The organism is Streptomyces sp. B21-105 (genome assembly GCF_036898465.1).
Classification (GTDB): domain Bacteria; phylum Actinomycetota; class Actinomycetes; order Streptomycetales; family Streptomycetaceae; genus Streptomyces.
In genome coordinates this window covers 1910314-1925766 of record NZ_JARUMJ010000001.1, presented here as the reverse complement: position 1 = coordinate 1925766, position 15453 = coordinate 1910314, and the positions used below count along the sequence as shown (strand labels likewise).

Annotated in this window: 12 protein-coding genes; 8 read left to right on the top strand and 4 right to left on the bottom strand. The window is 73.2% G+C overall.

Annotation, left to right across the window (positions count from 1 at the left end):
• Window positions 1-53 precede the first annotated feature (53 nt).
• Entirely contained in the window at window positions 54-2246 is a 2193-nt protein-coding gene (locus QA802_RS08590; protein WP_334519564.1) for a primosomal protein N', read from the top strand.
• Window positions 2247-2595: 349 nt separating this feature from the next.
• On the opposite strand, the gene QA802_RS08585 is transcribed toward QA802_RS08590, so the two are convergent.
• The gene (locus QA802_RS08585) at window positions 2596-3144 is read right to left on the bottom strand and encodes a hypothetical protein (RefSeq protein WP_319166022.1); all 549 of its coding nucleotides are present in this window, start codon (window positions 3142-3144) and stop codon (window positions 2596-2598) included.
• A 222-nt stretch (window positions 3145-3366) separates the two neighbouring features.
• On the opposite strand from QA802_RS08585, the gene fmt reads away from it, so the two are divergent.
• Window positions 3367-4299 (top strand): methionyl-tRNA formyltransferase, encoded by a 933-nt coding sequence (fmt, locus tag QA802_RS08580; RefSeq protein ID WP_334519555.1) that lies wholly within the window; start codon window positions 3367-3369, stop codon window positions 4297-4299.
• 122 nt (window positions 4300-4421) lie between these two features.
• Entirely contained in the window at window positions 4422-5849 is a 1428-nt protein-coding gene (locus QA802_RS08575) for an RsmB/NOP family class I SAM-dependent RNA methyltransferase (RefSeq protein ID WP_334519552.1), read from the top strand.
• A 92-nt stretch (window positions 5850-5941) separates the two neighbouring features.
• On the opposite strand, the gene argG is transcribed toward QA802_RS08575, so the two are convergent.
• Window positions 5942-7396, bottom strand: coding sequence for an argininosuccinate synthase (argG, locus tag QA802_RS08570; protein WP_334519549.1), 1455 nt, complete (start codon window positions 7394-7396; stop codon window positions 5942-5944).
• A 56-nt stretch (window positions 7397-7452) separates the two neighbouring features.
• Window positions 7453-9648 carry an MMPL family transporter gene (locus QA802_RS08565; protein ID WP_334519546.1) on the bottom strand — a complete coding sequence of 732 codons (2196 nt, stop codon included), beginning with the start codon at window positions 9646-9648 and terminating at the stop codon, window positions 7453-7455.
• A gap of 170 nt (window positions 9649-9818) precedes the next feature.
• Between QA802_RS08565 and rpe the strand changes: the two genes are divergently transcribed.
• From rpe to QA802_RS08540, 5 genes are all read left to right on the top strand, one after another.
• Window positions 9819-10505, top strand: coding sequence for a ribulose-phosphate 3-epimerase (gene rpe / locus QA802_RS08560; protein WP_334519543.1), 687 nt, complete (start codon window positions 9819-9821; stop codon window positions 10503-10505).
• Window positions 10506-10595: 90 nt separating this feature from the next.
• Window positions 10596-11639 carry a sugar-binding transcriptional regulator gene (locus QA802_RS08555; RefSeq protein ID WP_334519541.1) on the top strand — a complete coding sequence of 348 codons (1044 nt, stop codon included), beginning with the start codon at window positions 10596-10598 and terminating at the stop codon, window positions 11637-11639.
• Window positions 11640-11785: 146 nt separating this feature from the next.
• Window positions 11786-12091 carry a barstar family protein gene (locus QA802_RS08550; protein WP_334519539.1) on the top strand — a complete coding sequence of 102 codons (306 nt, stop codon included), beginning with the start codon at window positions 11786-11788 and terminating at the stop codon, window positions 12089-12091.
• Window positions 12092-12222: 131 nt separating this feature from the next.
• The gene (locus tag QA802_RS08545; RefSeq protein ID WP_334534425.1) at window positions 12223-13662 is read left to right on the top strand and encodes a GuaB1 family IMP dehydrogenase-related protein; all 1440 of its coding nucleotides are present in this window, start codon (window positions 12223-12225) and stop codon (window positions 13660-13662) included.
• A gap of 190 nt (window positions 13663-13852) precedes the next feature.
• Window positions 13853-14305, top strand: a complete 453-nt coding sequence (locus QA802_RS08540) for an Lrp/AsnC family transcriptional regulator (protein WP_020128883.1) — start codon at window positions 13853-13855, stop codon at window positions 14303-14305.
• A gap of 240 nt (window positions 14306-14545) precedes the next feature.
• On the opposite strand, the gene QA802_RS08535 is transcribed toward QA802_RS08540, so the two are convergent.
• On the bottom strand, window positions 14546-15286 hold the full coding sequence (locus QA802_RS08535; protein ID WP_334519536.1) for a GntR family transcriptional regulator: 741 nt from the start codon (window positions 15284-15286) through the stop codon (window positions 14546-14548).
• Window positions 15287-15453: the final 167 nt, after the last annotated feature.

Here is a 15453-nt window from a genome sequence, read left to right as displayed (position 1 = left end):
GGGGCGCCTTCGGGCGCCCTCGGTTGTCAGTGGGGTTTGGTAAGAATGCAGGTGTGAGCAGCGAGAACGGGCAGGGGGGCGGTGGTGCGGCCGGGGAGGGCGCGCCGCCGGAGCAGCTCGCGCTGATCCGGGAGAGCGTCCGGCAGGCCAAGGCGCCGCGGGCCAAGCCCCGGACCTGGCGGGGTGCCGCGCTCGCCGAGGAGTTGCCGGTCGCTCGGGTGCTCGTCGACAAGGGCGTGCTGCATCTGGACCGGTACTTCGACTATGCGGTGCCGGCCGAACTCGACGCCGACGCACAGCCGGGGGTGCGGGTGCGGGTCCGCTTCGGCGCGGGGCGCGGGCGGGTGCGGGAGGGCCGCCGCGAGGGCGGGGGCCTCATCGACGGGTTCCTCATCGAGCGGCGTGCCGCGTCCGACTACTCCGGGCCGCTCGCGGCGCTCGCCCAGGTGGTGTCGCCGGAGCGGGTGCTGAGCCAGGAGCTGCTGGGGCTGGCGCGGGCCGTCGCCGACCGGTACGCCGGGAGCCTGGCCGACGTGCTGCAGCTCGCCGTCCCGCCGCGCAACGCCCGGGCCGAGCAGCGGCCGTCCCCCGCGCCGTTGCCGCCGCCCGCACCCCCGGCCCCCGGCTCCTGGGAGCGGTACGAGCGAGGGGGCGCGTTTCTCGAGTCCCTGGCTTCCGGCGGATCTCCGCGCGCAGTGTGGAACGCGCTGCCCGGGCCCGAGTGGAGCGATGAGCTGGCGCGGGCGGTCGCCGCGACGCTCGCCTCGGGGCGCGGCGCGCTGGTCGTCGTCCCCGACGGGCGGGCGGCCGCCCGGGTCGACGCGGCGCTGACGGCCTCGCTCGGGGAGGGGCGGCACGCGCTGCTCACCGCGGACGCCGGTCCCGAGAAGCGGTACCGGGAGTGGCTCGCCGTGCGGCGCGGGTCCGTGCGGGCGGTCGTCGGGACCCGCGCCGCGATGTTCGCGCCGGTCCAGGACCTCGGCCTGCTCGCCCTGTGGGACGACGGGGACGACAGCCACAGCGAGCTGCACGCGCCGCAGCCCCATGCGCGGGAGGTGCTGTTGCTGAGGGCGGCTCAGGACCGGTGCGGCTTCCTGATGGGGGGCTGGAGCTGCACCGTGGAGGGCGCTCAACTCGTAGAGAGCGGGTGGGCCCGGCCGCTGGTCGCCACCAGGGAGCAGGTGCGCCGCACCGCCCCGCTGGTGCGGACCGTGGGCGACCAGGATCTCGCCCGGGACGAGGCGGCCCGGGCCGCCCGGCTGCCCACCCTTGCCTGGCAGGCGGTTCGGGAGGGTCTGAAGGACGGGCCGGTACTCGTCCAGGTGCCCCGACGCGGGTACGTGCCGCGGATGGCCTGTGCGCAGTGCCGGGCCGCCGCCAGGTGCCGGCACTGTTCTGGACCGCTCGAGGCGCGGGACGGCGGCGGCGTGGGCGGCGCGCTGTGGTGCGGCTGGTGCGGGCGCGAGGAGGGCGCCTGGCACTGTCCCGAGTGCGGCTCGTTCCGGCTGCGGGCCCAGGTCGTGGGCGCGCGGCGGACGGCGGAGGAGCTGGGGAGGGCGTTCCCCGCCGTTCCGGTGCGCACATCGGGGCGTGAGCATGTGCTGGACACCGTGCCGGGGGCGCCTGCGCTCGTGGTGTCCACCCCCGGTGCCGAGCCGGTCGCCGAGGGCGGGTACACGGCGGCCCTGCTGCTGGACGGCTGGGCCATGCTGGGTCGGCCCGACCTGCGGGCCGGGGAGGACGCGCTGCGCCGCTGGATCGCCGCCGCCGCCCTGGTGCGGCCGCAGGGCGGAGGGGGGACGGTGGTCGTCGTGGCAGAGCCGACGTTGCGGCCGGTGCAGGCGCTGGTGCGCTGGGATCCCGTGGGACACGCGGTGCGGGAGCTCGCCGAGCGGGCCGAGCTGGGTTTCCCGCCGGTGTCGCGGATGGCGGCGGTGTCGGGGACGTCGGAGGCGGTGACCGCGTTCCTCGCCGCGGTCGACCTGCCCGGCCAGGCGGAGGTGCTGGGGCCGGTCCCGGTTCCGGCCGCACCCGCGGGGCGGCCCCGCCGTCCGGGGGCGCCGCCGCCCGGGGAGCAGTGGGAGCGGGCGCTGATCCGGGTGCCGCCGGGCAGTGGAGCCGCTCTGGCGGCCGCGTTGAAGGCGGCGCAGGCGGCAAGGATGGCCCGGACGGGCGGAGCGGGGCGTTCCGGGCGGGGCGCGGAAGAGGCCGTGCGGGTACGGATCGATCCGCCGGACATCGGGTGAGGGGGAGCGAGGGGAGGGGGAGAGACGGGAGGGAGACGCGACGGCGATGCGTCCCGCCGGAGTGGCGCGAGCCGAGGCCGCGTGGCCTGCGGCGTCGGGGGCAGCGCGATGGGGCGCGGTGTCCCGAGAGCGGGGAGAGGGGCCGGTGACGGCGTCGATGTGGCGCTGGTGCGGGGTGCGGGGCCGATCCGGTGAGGGTGCCGGGGGAGTGATGGGGTGCGGCGGCGTGGGTGTGGTGGCGGCGTCGAAGCGGTGGTGGAGCGGCAAGCGGGGTCGGTGGCGGTGGTGTGCGACTGCCCTCTCGGAGGGGCCGAGAGGGCAGGTGGGTGGGGTGGGGGAGGTGCGGGCGTCAGCCGTTGCGGGGGCCGGGGAAGGCGGTCGGCCTCGCCTCGTCGCGCAGGGACGGGCTGCCGGCCGTCGGCTGGGTCGGCATCGAGCGGGCGGCGGGGACCGTGGGAACGGTGGGGAGGCTCGTGGTCACGCTGACCGTGCGCGCGCCGGCCGGCTCCGTCGGCCGCTCCGCCTCGGCGGTGGCCGTCTGGGCGGCGGCCGCGCGGCGGGCGCCGTAACGACGGTGCACCGCCTGCTTGGTGACCCCGAGCGCGGAGCCCACCGCGTCCCACGAGAAGCCCAGTGAACGGTCGAAGTCGACCGCCGCGGTCACCAGGGTCTCGACGCTGTCCCGCAGCTCCTGGGCGAGGCGGACCGTCGGCGCGGGGGCGCGTCCGTAGACGACGAAGCCCGTGGAGGGGCCCGAGCGGCGGGGGCGGTAGACGTTGCCCAGCTGCGCGGTGAGGGTGCGCAGTGCGTCCACCTGCCGGCGGACGCGCTCGATGTCCCGCACCAGCAAGTGCAGGCTGGCCCGGGCCTGGGCGTCGTGGGTTGCATGGTCGGCCATGAACAAGCCTCTCGAACCGGCGTTGAAGAAGGTGTGTCAACTCTTTCTTGACCAACGCGGGTTCGCTCCGCTGGTCACGGTGTGGGGGCGTATGGGCATATGCGTACGCCCCCCCGCTGGGGAGTGGGCGGGGTGGTCGGCCGGGCGGGTCCTGGGGTTTCGTGGGCGGCATAAACTTGTGCGTTGCCCGTCGTTCGTCCTCTCGAGAGGCACCGCCCACTCATGAAGCTCGTCTTCGCCGGTACCCCCGAGGTCGCCGTTCCCGCCCTGGACGCTCTCATCGCCTCCGGGCGGCACGAGGTGGCCGCTGTCGTCACGCGGCCCGACGCGCCGTCCGGGCGGGGACGCAGGCTGGTCGCCTCGCCCGTGGCCCAGCGGGCCGAGGAGGCAGGCATCGAGGTGCTGAAGCCCGTCAAGCCGCGGGATCCGGAGTTCCTGGACCGGTTGCGGCAGATCGCGCCCGACTGCTGCCCGGTCGTGGCCTACGGGGCGTTGCTGCCCCGGGTGGCGCTGGACATCCCGGCGCGGGGATGGGTCAACCTGCACTTCTCGCTGCTGCCCGCCTGGCGTGGCGCCGCTCCGGTGCAGCACGCCGTCATGGCCGGGGACGAGATCACCGGCGCCTCCACCTTCCTCATCGAGGAGGGGCTCGACTCCGGGCCGCTGTACGGGACGATCACGGAGGAGATCCGACCCACCGACACCAGTGGCGACCTGCTCACCCGGCTCGCCTTCGCCGGGAGCGGACTGCTCGCGGCGACCATGGACGGCATCGAGGACGGCACCCTGAAGGCCGTGCCGCAGCCCGGTGACGGCATCACCCTCGCGCCGAAGATCACCGTGGAGGACGCCCAGGTCGACTGGGCCACGCCGGCCCTGCGCGTCGACCGTGTGGTGCGGGGCTGCACCCCGGCCCCCGGCGCGTGGACCACGTTCCGCGGCGAGCGGCTCAAGCTCATCCAGGTCCGGCCCGTTCCCGAGCGGACCGACCTCGCTCCTGGGGCGCTCGCCGTCGGCAAGAACAGCGTGCACGTCGGCACCGGTTCGTACGCCGTCGAGCTGCTGTGGGTGCAGGCGCAGGGGAAGAAGCCGATGCGGGCCGCCGACTGGGCGCGGGGCGTCCGGATCGGGGACGACGAGGCCGTCGGGGCGTAGCGCCGGCCTCCGACGTACGCTGGACGCACCTTTTTCCGCCGGCCGCTGTGCCCTCGACGCAGCTCCTCCGACGCACCCTTGTCGACGCACCTTTCCCTCCCGCAATCCGGAGCACCTTTCTCGTGAGCGAGCAGCCCCACCGTCCCCGTAAGCCGGGAAAGCCCTACCGCCGGCCCCAGAAGGACCCCGTCCGTCTGCTGGCCTTCGAGGCCCTGCGTGCCGTGGACGAACGGGACGCGTACGCCAACCTCGTGCTGCCGCCGCTGCTGCGCAAGGCACGCGAGAAGGAGGGGCCCGAGAAGTTCGACGGGCGTGACGCGGCGCTCGCCACCGAGCTGGTCTACGGCACGCTGCGCCGCCAGGGCACGTACGACGCCGTCATCTCCGCGTGCGTCGACCGGCCGTTGCGTGAGGTCGATCCGCCGGTCCTCGACGTCCTGAGCCTCGGTGTGCACCAGCTGCTGGGGACGCGCATCCCGACCCACGCGGCCGTGTCCGCCTCCGTGGACCTCGCCCGGGTCGTGCTCGGCGACGGGCGCGCCAAGTTCGTCAATGCCGTGCTGCGCAAGGTCGCCCAGCACGATCTGGACGAGTGGATCGAGAAGGTCGCACCGCCCTACGACGACGACCCCGAGGACCACCTCGCCGTCGTGCACTCGCACCCGCGCTGGGTGGTCTCCGCGCTGTGGGACTCCCTGGGCGGCGGGCGGGCCGGCATCGAGGACCTGCTGGAGGCCGACAACGAGCGGCCCGAGGTGACGCTCGTCGCCCGCCCCGGGCGCGCCACGACCGAGGAGCTGCTCCGGCAGGACGCGGCGGTCGCCGGGCGCTGGTCGCCGTACGCCGTGCGGCTCACCGAGGGCGGCGAGCCCGGCGCCATCGACGCCGTACGGGACGGGCGGGCGGGGGTGCAGGACGAGGGCAGCCAGCTCGTGGCTCTCGCCCTGGCCGCCGCGCCGCTCGACGGTCCCGACACGAAGTGGCTGGACGGCTGTGCCGGCCCCGGCGGCAAGGCCGCGCTGCTCGCCGCTCTCGCCGCCGAGCGGGGGGCCGTCCTGCTCGCCGCCGAGAAGCAGCCGCACCGGGCGGGGCTGGTCGCCAAGGCGCTGGCCGGCAATCCCGGGCCCAGTCAGGTCATCGCCGCCGACGGCACGCGTCCGCCGTGGCGGCCCGGGTCCTTCGACCGGGTGCTGATGGACGTGCCGTGCACGGGTCTGGGCGCGCTGCGCAGGCGGCCGGAGGCGCGGTGGCGGCGCCGGCCGGAGGACCTCGACGGGTTCGCCCCGCTGCAGCGCGGGCTGCTGCGGACCGCGCTGGAGTCCGTCCGGGTCGGGGGCGTCGTCGGGTACGCCACCTGCTCGCCGCATCTGGCCGAGACCCGGGCCGTGGTCTCCGACGTCCTCAAGCAGTACCCGCAGGCCGAGCTGATCGACGCGCGGCCGCTGCTGCCGGGCGTGCCGGCGCTGGGCGAGGGACCGGACGTCCAGCTGTGGCCGCATCTGCACGGCACCGACGCCATGTACCTGGCCCTGATCAGGAAGACCGGCTGATCAGGTCCGTCCGTAGAGGCACAACGCAAGAGGCCGGCCGCACACCCTCGGTGTGCGACCGGCCTCTTGCGTTGACGGGTGCCCCGGCGGGGTCAGTCCGTGCCGAACTCCATCGCGGCGCGGTCCAGCAGCGCGTCGTCCTCGGAGACCTCGCCGCGCGACGCGATCGCCTCGGCACCGCCCTCCGGCATCTCCGGCATGGTGCCGATGAGGCCGGTCGCCGCCGCCTGGGCCGCGCCGATGGCGGGGCTGCCGGTGCCGATCAGACCGAGGCCGGCGTACTGCTCCAGCTTGGCGCGGGAGTCGGCGATGTCCAGGTTGCGCATGGTGAGCTGGCCGATCCGGTCCACCGGGCCGAACGCGGAGTCCTCGGTGCGCTCCATCGACAGCTTGTCCGGGTGGTAGCTGAACGCCGGACCGGTGGTGTCGAGGAGCGAGTAGTCCTCACCGCGCCGCAGCCGCAGGGTCACCTCGCCGGTGACGGCCGCGCCGACCCAGCGCTGGAGCGACTCGCGGATCATCAGCGCCTGCGGGTCCAGCCAGCGGCCCTCGTACATGAGACGGCCCAGGCGCCGGCCCTCGTTGTGGTACTGGGCGACGGTGTCCTCGTTGTGGATCGCGTTGACCAGGCGCTCGTAGGCCGCGTGCAGCAGGGCCATGCCGGGCGCCTCGTAGATGCCGCGGCTCTTGGCCTCGATGATGCGGTTCTCGATCTGGTCGGACATGCCGAGGCCGTGCCGGCCGCCGATGGCGTTGGCCTCCATCACCAGGTCGACGGGGGAGGCGAACTCCTTGCCGTTGACCGTCACCGGGCGGCCCTGGTCGAAGCCGATGGTCACGTCCTCGGCGGCGATGTGCACCGACGGGTCCCAGAACCGGACGCCCATGATCGGCTCGACGGTCTCGACGCCGGTGTCCAGGTGCTCCAGGGTCTTGGCCTCGTGGGTGGCGCCCCAGATGTTGGCGTCGGTGGAGTACGCCTTCTCCGTGCTGTCCCGGTAGGGCAGGTCGTGGGCGACGAGCCACTCAGACATTTCCTTGCGGCCGCCGAGCTCGGTCACGAAGTCCGCGTCGAGCCAGGGCTTGTAGATCCGCAGGTGCGGGTTGGCGAGCAGGCCGTAGCGGTAGAACCGCTCGATGTCGTTGCCCTTGAAGGTCGAGCCGTCGCCCCAGATCTGGACGTCGTCCTCGAGCATCGCCCGGACCAGGAGGGTGCCGGTGACGGCACGGCCGAGCGGGGTGGTGTTGAAGTAGGAGCGCCCGCCCGAGCGGATGTGGAACGCCCCGCAGGTGAGCGCGGCAAGGCCCTCCTCGACCAGCGCGGCGCGGCAGTCGACCAGGCGCGCGATCTCGGCGCCGTAGGTCTTCGCACGGCCGGGCACCGAGGCGATGTCGGGCTCGTCGTACTGACCGATGTCGGCGGTGTAGGTGCACGGGACGGCGCCCTTGTCGCGCATCCACGCGACCGCGACGGAGGTGTCGAGCCCGCCGGAGAAGGCGATGCCGACGCGCTCGCCGGCGGGAAGGGAGGTGAGGACCTTGGACATAGGAAGATTATGCATGAACTCGCATGGTCATGCAAAGGGCTCGTCGTCCCGGGCGTCTACGGGGCCTCTTCGTCCCGTACGGTCTCGGGGGGCTCTGCGTCTCCTGCCGTCTCGGTCTGCGGGTTCCTCCGGGACGTCCGGGCCGTCTCCGGATTCTCGGCCGGCTCCCGGGACAGCCGGTGCGGCCACCACACCTTCGGTCCGATGTCCAGGAACAGCGAGGTGACCAGCACGGACCGCACGATGAAGGTGTCCAGCAGCACGCCCAGGGCCACCGCGAAGCCGATCTCCGCGAAGGCGACCATCGGCAGCGTGCCGAGGGCGGCGAAGGTGCCGGCCAGCACCAGGCCCGCCGAGGTGATCACGGCGCCGGTCGCCGCCAGGCCCGTCACCACGCCCGCGCGGGTGCCCTGCCGGGCGGCCTCCTCGCGGATGCGGGTGGTCAGGAAGATGTTGTAGTCGATGCCCAGGGCCACCAGGAACACGAAGACGAACAGCGGGAAGTCGGTGGACTCGCCCGCGTAGTCGAAGACATGGCGGAACGCCAGCGCGCTGATGCCGAGGGCCGCGGCGAAGGACAGGATCACCGTCCCCACCAGCACCAGCGGGGCGATCAGGGCGCGCAGCAGGCCGCAGAGGATCAGCAGGACCACGACCAGGACCAGCGGAATGATCAGCAGGTTGTCGTGCGTGGTCGCCTTGTCCATGTCCAGCAGGGCCGCCGTGCCGCCCCCCACCTGGGCGTCGGCGTCGGGCACCTCGTGCACCGCGTCCCGGACCCGTTCCACGGTCTGCTTCGCGGCCTCGCTGTCCGCCCGCGCGGTCATGGTCGCCTCGATGAGCACCTGGCCGTCGTGGACGGGTTTCGCGCCCGGCGGCACGCCGAGGGAGGCCGGCACGACGCCTTCGGTCGCGGCGACCGCCCGGCGCACCTGTCCGGCCCGGTCCTGGTCGGAGACGATCACCAGCGGATCCCCGCTGCCGGCGGGGAAGTACCGGCCCGACACCTTCTGGCCGGTGATCGAGTCCGGGGTGCCGGTGAAGGCGTCGGCGTTGCTGATGCCCTCGGCGCGCAGCTGGATCAGGCCGAGCGAGCAGACCGCCAGCACCAAAACCGTCACGGCCCAGATCATGCGCGGACGGCGGGCGAAACTGCGGCCCGTGCGGGCCCAGACGCCGCGCTCGGTCGGTTCGTCCGACCCGAAGTGCGGGATCACCGGCCAGAAGATCCAGCGACCGCAGATGACCAGCAGGGCGGGGAAGAGGGTCACCATCGCGATCAGGGCCACCGCCACCCCGATGGCCGCGACCGGGCCGAGGCCGCGGGTGGAGTTCATCTCGGCGGCCAGCAGCACCAGCATGCTCAGGACGACCGTGGCGCCCGACGCCAGGACCGCGGGACCGGCGCGGTGCAGGGCCAGGGCCATCGCCTCGTGCCGGTCCTCGTGACGGCGCAGCTCCTCCCGGTAGCGGGCCACCAGCAGCAGGGCGTAGTCGGTGCCCGCGCCGAACACGAGCACGGTCAGGATGCCCGCGCTCTGCCCGTTCACCGTGAGGCCCGCGTGCTGGGCGAGGAAGTAGATGAGCGCCTGCGCGGTGAACAGGGCGGCGACCACGCCGATCACCGGGACGAGCAGCAGGCTGGGGCTGCGATACGTGATCAGGAGCATGACCACGACGACCGCCATCGCCGACATCAGCAACGTGGAGTCGATGCCCTCGAAGGCCTCCGAGAAGTCCGCCGACGCGCCGCCGGGCCCGGTGATGTGCACGGCCAGTCCGGCGCCGCCGTCGCCGACGACGTCCCGGACGGAGTCCACGGCCGGGGCGATGCGCTGCCATCCCTGCTCGTCCATGGTGATGGGCACGAAGATCTGCGCGGCGCGTGGACCGGCCGCACGGTCGTAGACCGGGCCGCGGGTCTCGGCGCCGCGGATGCCGTGGTCGGCGAGCTGCCTGAGCTCGGCGGCGTCCCGGTCGATTGCGGCACGGTCCTGCGCCGTCAGGCCCCCGTCACGGGCGTAGACGACGACGGCGGGGATCTGTTCGGGCCGGAAGTCCTTCGAGATCTCCAGGACCTGCGTGGACTCGGCCGAGCCCGGCAGCCAGGACGCCGCGTCGTTGTCCTGCGCGTCGGTGAGCTTCTGCGCGAAGGGCGCCGTCAGAAACAGCACCACCACCCACAGCGCCAGCACCAGCCACTTCGCGCGCCGCCCGCAGACCAGGTGGGCGATACCGCGGTTCTCGGCCATGGCTACTCCCCGAGCCGGTCTGTCGCCGCTCTCGCCGCCGTGCGGGACCGCGTTCTGCGACAGGAGTGGGGGCCCGCGCGACCGGTCATGGCCGGCCCGTGGACGACGCACCACGTTCCCGCCGCGGAACCGGTGCCCGCAACCCCTGGGGGGCATGGCAGGCTTGGGTCATGGCCGTGCAGATCAACCCCAGCATCCTGTCCGCCGACTTCGCCCGCCTCGCGGACGAGGCGAAGGCGGTCGAAGGAGCCGACTGGCTCCATGTCGACGTGATGGACAACCATTTCGTACCGAACCTCACGCTCGGTGTGCCGGTCGTAGAGTCACTGGCCCGTGCGACGGACACCCCGCTGGACTGCCATCTGATGATCGAGGCCCCCGATCGGTGGGCCCCGAGTTACGTCGAGGCGGGTGCCTCGTCCGTCACCTTCCACGTCGAGGCGGCCGCCGCCCCGGTGCGGCTCGCACGCGAGATCCGCGCCAAGGGCGCCCGCGCTTCCATGGCGCTCAGGCCCGCGACGCCGATCGAGCCGTACGAGGACCTGCTGCCCGAACTCGACATGCTGCTGATCATGACCGTCGAACCGGGCTTCGGGGGTCAGGCGTTTCTCGACATCATGCTGCCGAAGATCCGCCGCACCCGCGAGTTGATCAGCAAGCACGGACTCGACCTCTGGCTGCAGATCGACGGCGGGGTGTCGGCCGCCACGATCGAGCGGTGTGCCGAGGCGGGCGCCGACGTCTTCGTGGCCGGATCCGCCGTCTACGCGGCCGACGACCCGGCCGAGGCGGTCCGTGGCCTGCGGGCTCAGGCGGAGAAGGCGACCGAGGGAGCCTCCTGGGCGTGCCGCCACTGAACCCACCAGTTACCGACAGGAATGTGAACGGCTCTCATCAGAGCTGATCAACTGCGCCGGATCTGCGAGGATGAACGGCGTATCCAGAGTGTGAACAGCAGTGAGGAGATCGCCGTGTCGGGTATGTCGGCGGGCCGGTCAGCCATGCGGATGGGACCCGCTGAGCTGGTGCAGGCGGCGGCCATGGCCCGCCGCTTCTACCTGGAGGGAAAGTCCAAGATCCAGATCGCGGAGGAGTTCGGCGTCAGCCGCTTCAAGGTGGCCCGAGTGCTGGAGACCGCGCTGGAACGGGATCTCGTACGGATCGAGATCCGCGTGCCGGCCGAACTGGACGCCGAGCGCTCCGACGCGCTCCGCGCCCGCTACGGCCTCAGGCACGCCGTCGTGGTCGAGTCCCCGGCCGAGGCCGAGGAGGCCACGGATCCGGAGAACCTGGGAGAGGTGGCCGCCGACCTGCTCGGCGAACTGGTCGACGAGGGGGACGTGCTGGGGCTGGCCTGGGGCCGGTCCACCATCCACATGGCGGCGGCGCTGGACCGGCTGCCGCCCTGCACGGTCGTGCAGCTGACGGGGGTGTACGACGCCGGCACCGCCGAGCGCGGCTCGGTCGAGGCCGTCCGCCGCGCCGCCCAGGTGTCCGGCGGCGACGCGCACCCCATCTACGCGCCGATGCTGCTGCCGGACGTGGCCACCGCGACCGCGCTGCGCCACCAGACCGGGATCGCCCGGGCCTTCGAGTACTTCGACAAGGTCACGGTCGCCTGTGTCTCCATCGGCTCCTGGGAGCCGGGCATTTCCACGGTGCACGACATGCTCAGCGACGAGGAGCGGGCGCACTACGCCTCGCTCGGCGTCGCCGCGGAGATGTCCGCGCACCTCTTCGACGCCGACGGCCGCAGGGTCGGACGCGACCTCGGGGAGCGGTGCATCACGGTCAAGACGGACCAGCTGCGCAGGATTCCCGAGGTCGTCGCGATCGCGGGCGGCCAGCGCAAGGCCGCCGCGATCGACGCGGTGCTGCGGTCCGGGCTCGTGACCAGCCTGGTGACGGACACCTCCGCGGCCGACTATCTGATGACGGCGGGGCCGACACCCAAGCCGGCCCTCAACCGGACGGATCCGGACGGGAGTTGACGAACGATCAGAGGGGGCCGGTCGCGGGGCCGGCCCCCTCTGCCGTTCCCCCGCGCCCCCTCCGCCGTCCCCCCCGCCCTTCTCGTTCCCCGCCCCCTTCTCGTCGTTCCCCCACCCCCCCACGACTGGCTCAGGACGGTGCCTGCATGACGGAGCACGTGCTCACGCTGGACCTCGACGGCGTCACCGACAAAGCGGACCTGATGGACCGCTGCGCCCGGCACCTGGAGCTGCCGGACCGGTTCGCGCGCAACTGGGACGCCCTCGCCGACAGTCTCACCGGCCTGCCGGACGGACCCGAGGAAGGGCCGGTGCTGGTGATCGTGCGGAACTGGCGGTCGTACGCCAAGGAGCGGCCCGAGGAGTGGGAGATCGCGCAGGAGGTGCTCGCCGCGGCGGCGGACCGGGCTCCCGCGCTGTCAGTCGTGCTCGCCCTCGGAGGATCCTCCTAACACCCCCGTGAGCTGCTTGGACGTTCCGTCCGGGCATCACATCGCCGCCTTCGTGGGAGAATGAAGTACGTGCTTCTCCCCCTGGCTGACCTGTCCGGGGGTCACCTCTGATCTACCGGGATGTGCAGCACGTGCGTTTCCTCAACGACATCCAGCCCGCCCACGACCTCACCTACGACGACGTCTTCATGGTGCCGAGCCGCAGCGCCGTCGGGTCGCGGCAGAGCGTGGACCTGGGCGCTCCGGACGGCACGGGCACCACGATCCCGCTGGTCGTCGCCAACATGACCGCCGTCGCGGGCCGCCGGATGGCCGAGACCATGGCCCGGCGCGGCGGACTGGTGGTGATCCCTCAGGACATCCCCATCGACGTCGTCGCCGACGTCGTCGGCTGGGTCAAGAGCCGGCACCTGGTGCTCGACACCCCCATCGTGCTCTCCCCGCACCAGACGGTGGCCGACGCCCTCGCCCTGCTGCCCAAGCGCGCGCACAACGCGGGCGTCGTCGTCGACGAGGACTTCCGCCCCGTCGGCGTCGTCACCGACGCGGACCTCACCGGCGTCGACCGCTTCACGCAGCTCGAGGTCGTCATGTCGCGCGACCTGCTGCTCCTGGACGCCGGCATCGACCCGCGCGAGGCCTTCAACACCCTCGACGCGGCCAACCGGCGCTACGCCCCCGCCGTCGACCGGGAGGGCAAGCTCGCCGGCATCCTGACCCGCAAGGGCGCCCTGCGCGCCACCCTGTACACACCGGCCGTCGACGCACGGGGCAAGCTGCGCATCGCGGCGGCCGTCGGCATCAACGGCGACGTCGCGGGCAAGGCCAAGCAGCTGCTCGACGCGGGCGTGGACACGCTCGTCATCGACACCGCGCACGGTCACCAGGAGTCGATGATCAGCGCCGTCCGCACCGTGCGCGCGCTCGACCCGCAGGTGCCGGTCGTCGCCGGCAACATCGTCTCCGCCGAGGGCGTCAAGGACCTGATCGAGGCGGGCGCCGACATCATCAAGGTCGGCGTCGGCCCCGGCGCCATGTGCACCACCCGCATGATGACGGGCGTGGGCAGGCCGCAGTTCTCGGCCGTCCTGGAATGCGCGGCCGAGGCGCGCAAGTACGGCAAGCACGTGTGGGCCGACGGCGGGGTCCGTCACCCGCGCGACGTGGCCATGGCGCTCGCCGCCGGCGCGTCCAACGTGATGGTCGGGTCCTGGTTCGCGGGCACCTACGAGTCCCCGGGCGACCTCCAGCACGACGCCAACGGCCGCCCCTACAAGGAGTCCTTCGGCATGGCCTCCGCGCGGGCCGTCCGCAACCGCACCTCGGAGGAGTCGGCTTACGACCGGGCCCGCAAGGCGCTGTTCGAGGAGGGCATCTCCACCTCCCGGATGTTCCTCGACCCGGTCCGCCCGGGCGTCGAGGACCTGGTCGACTCGATCATCGCGGGCGTCCGCTCCTCCTGCACCTACGCGGGCGCCGCCTCCCTCGAGGAGTTCGCAAAGAAGGCCGTCGTCGGTATCCAGAGCGCGGCAGGTTACGCGGAGGGCAAGCCGCTGCACGCCAGCTGGTAGCGCCGGCCCCGTCCCGAGAAGCCGCGGGCCTTCGGTGTCCCCGCCTCCCCGGCCTTCCCCGGACCTTCCGGCCCTGGGCCGGAAGGTCTTGGGTGTCCGGACGGCGGCCGGGCTCGTGTTCTACTTCCTGTGCGGCCACCGCCGCTCCCGACCCGCGACCCCGCGCCATCCGAGAAGTGAACGACCCACTGTGCTGAACGATCTCGACGAACGCATCGTGCACGCCCTCGCCGAGGACGCCCGCCGCTCCTTCGCGGACATCGGGCAGCTGGTCGGCCTGTCCGCGCCCGCCGTGAAGCGGCGCGTGGACCGGCTGCGGGCCACCGGCGCCATCACCGGCTTCACCGTGCGGGTCGACCCCGCGGCCCTCGGCTGGGAGACCGAGGGCTTCGTCGAGATCTACTGCCGGCGCAACACCTCCCCGGAGACCATCCAGCGCGGGCTCGAGCGCTACCAGGAGGTCGTCGCCGCCTCCACCGTCACCGGTGAGGCGGACGCGGTGGCTCAGGTCTTCGCCGCCGACATGCGCCACTTCGAGCGCGTGCTGGAACGCATCGCGGGCGAGCCGTTCGTGGAGCGGACGAAGTCCGTGCTGGTGCTCTCCCCGCTGCTGCGCCGCTTCTCCGCGGGCTCACCGACCTGAGCCGGCGCCCGAGCCCGGTCCTCGTCGGCCTGCTCCGGCCTGAGCCCGGTCGCCGTGTGACCTGCGCCGACCTGCGCCGGCTTGCGCGTGGTCGCGGTCGGCCTGTGCTGGTCCGGGTCGGTCTGCGCGTGGTCGCCGCCGGTCCGGGACGGTCCCCGTCGGGCTGCGCGTGGTCCCCGTCAGCCTGCGCCCCCTGGTCCCTGTCAGCCTGGCGACCTGTCGGCGTGAGCCGGTCCGGGGCTACTCGGCGGGCTTGCGGGCCAGCGGGTTGCTGCCTGTCGAGTTGCGCACGCTGAAGCTGACCGCGTCCGAGCGGTAGCGGTCGTCCGACCACTCCACCGGCTTGCCCTCGCGGGTCGTCGTGACCCGGCGTACCCGCAGCAGGGGGCTCGTGCGGCGGACGCCGAGGAGTCCGGCGTCCCGCGCTCCCGCCGCCACCGCGTCGATGACGTGCTCGCCGTAGGCGAAGACCAGGCCGGTGTCGTCGAGGAGACGCTGGGTCACGGACGGGCAGTCCGGATCGATCGACTCGACGGCCGGGGAGATCCAGTCCGCGTACACGGTCCGCTCCAGAAGCACCGGCTCGCCGTCCAGGCCGCGCAGCCGCAGGACGTGCAGCACGGGCGTGCCGTCGCGCAGGTGCAGACGTACGGCGTCCTCGGCGGTGGCCGGGCGGTACTCCTGGTCGATCACCCGGCCACTCGCCTCGCGGCCCATCGCGCGCGCCCACTGGGCGAAGCTGCGCAGCTCGGCGAAGCTCTGGCTGCGGCGGCTGGCCAGGACCACGCGGCGGGCCCCCTGGCGGGAGCCGATGAGCCCCTCGGCGGTCAGTGCGGCCACGGCCTGGCGGACCGTGCCGCGGGAGACGCCGTACTGGGCCGCGAGGTCGGTTTCGGCGGGCAGTCGGGCGCCGACCGCGTACTGCGCGCGGCCGATCGCCCGGCGCAGCTCGTCGGCGATCTCCTCGTGTCGCGCGGCCATGCTTCCCCTCTGCGTCGGCTGTATACAGCCTGACCAGCCTAGTCGACCTGCCCGACTGCTCCGCGGCAGCCGCAACTGTCTGTGAAATCGGGGCTCAGGGTTTCGCCGGTGTTTACCGAGGGGACATCAGCGGCGTGCGTACTGGGGCCAACTTGTTCAGACAAGTT

Bases quoted from the DNA above. Each gene is read 5' to 3' on its own strand.
- fmt (WP_334519555.1), top strand. From the start codon at position 3,367: ATGAAGCTCGTCTTCGCCGGTACCCCCGAGGTCGCCGTTCCCGCCCTG.
- QA802_RS08550 (WP_334519539.1), top strand. From the start codon at position 11,786: ATGACGGAGCACGTGCTCACGCTGGACCTCGACGGCGTCACCGACAAA.
- argG (WP_334519549.1), bottom strand. From the start codon at position 7,396: ATGTCCAAGGTCCTCACCTCCCTTCCCGCCGGCGAGCGCGTCGGCATC.
- QA802_RS08565 (WP_334519546.1), bottom strand. From the start codon at position 9,648: ATGGCCGAGAACCGCGGTATCGCCCACCTGGTCTGCGGGCGGCGCGCG.
- rpe (WP_334519543.1), top strand. From the start codon at position 9,819: ATGGCCGTGCAGATCAACCCCAGCATCCTGTCCGCCGACTTCGCCCGC.
- QA802_RS08535 (WP_334519536.1), bottom strand. From the start codon at position 15,286: ATGGCCGCGCGACACGAGGAGATCGCCGACGAGCTGCGCCGGGCGATC.
- QA802_RS08585 (WP_319166022.1), bottom strand. From the start codon at position 3,144: ATGGCCGACCATGCAACCCACGACGCCCAGGCCCGGGCCAGCCTGCAC.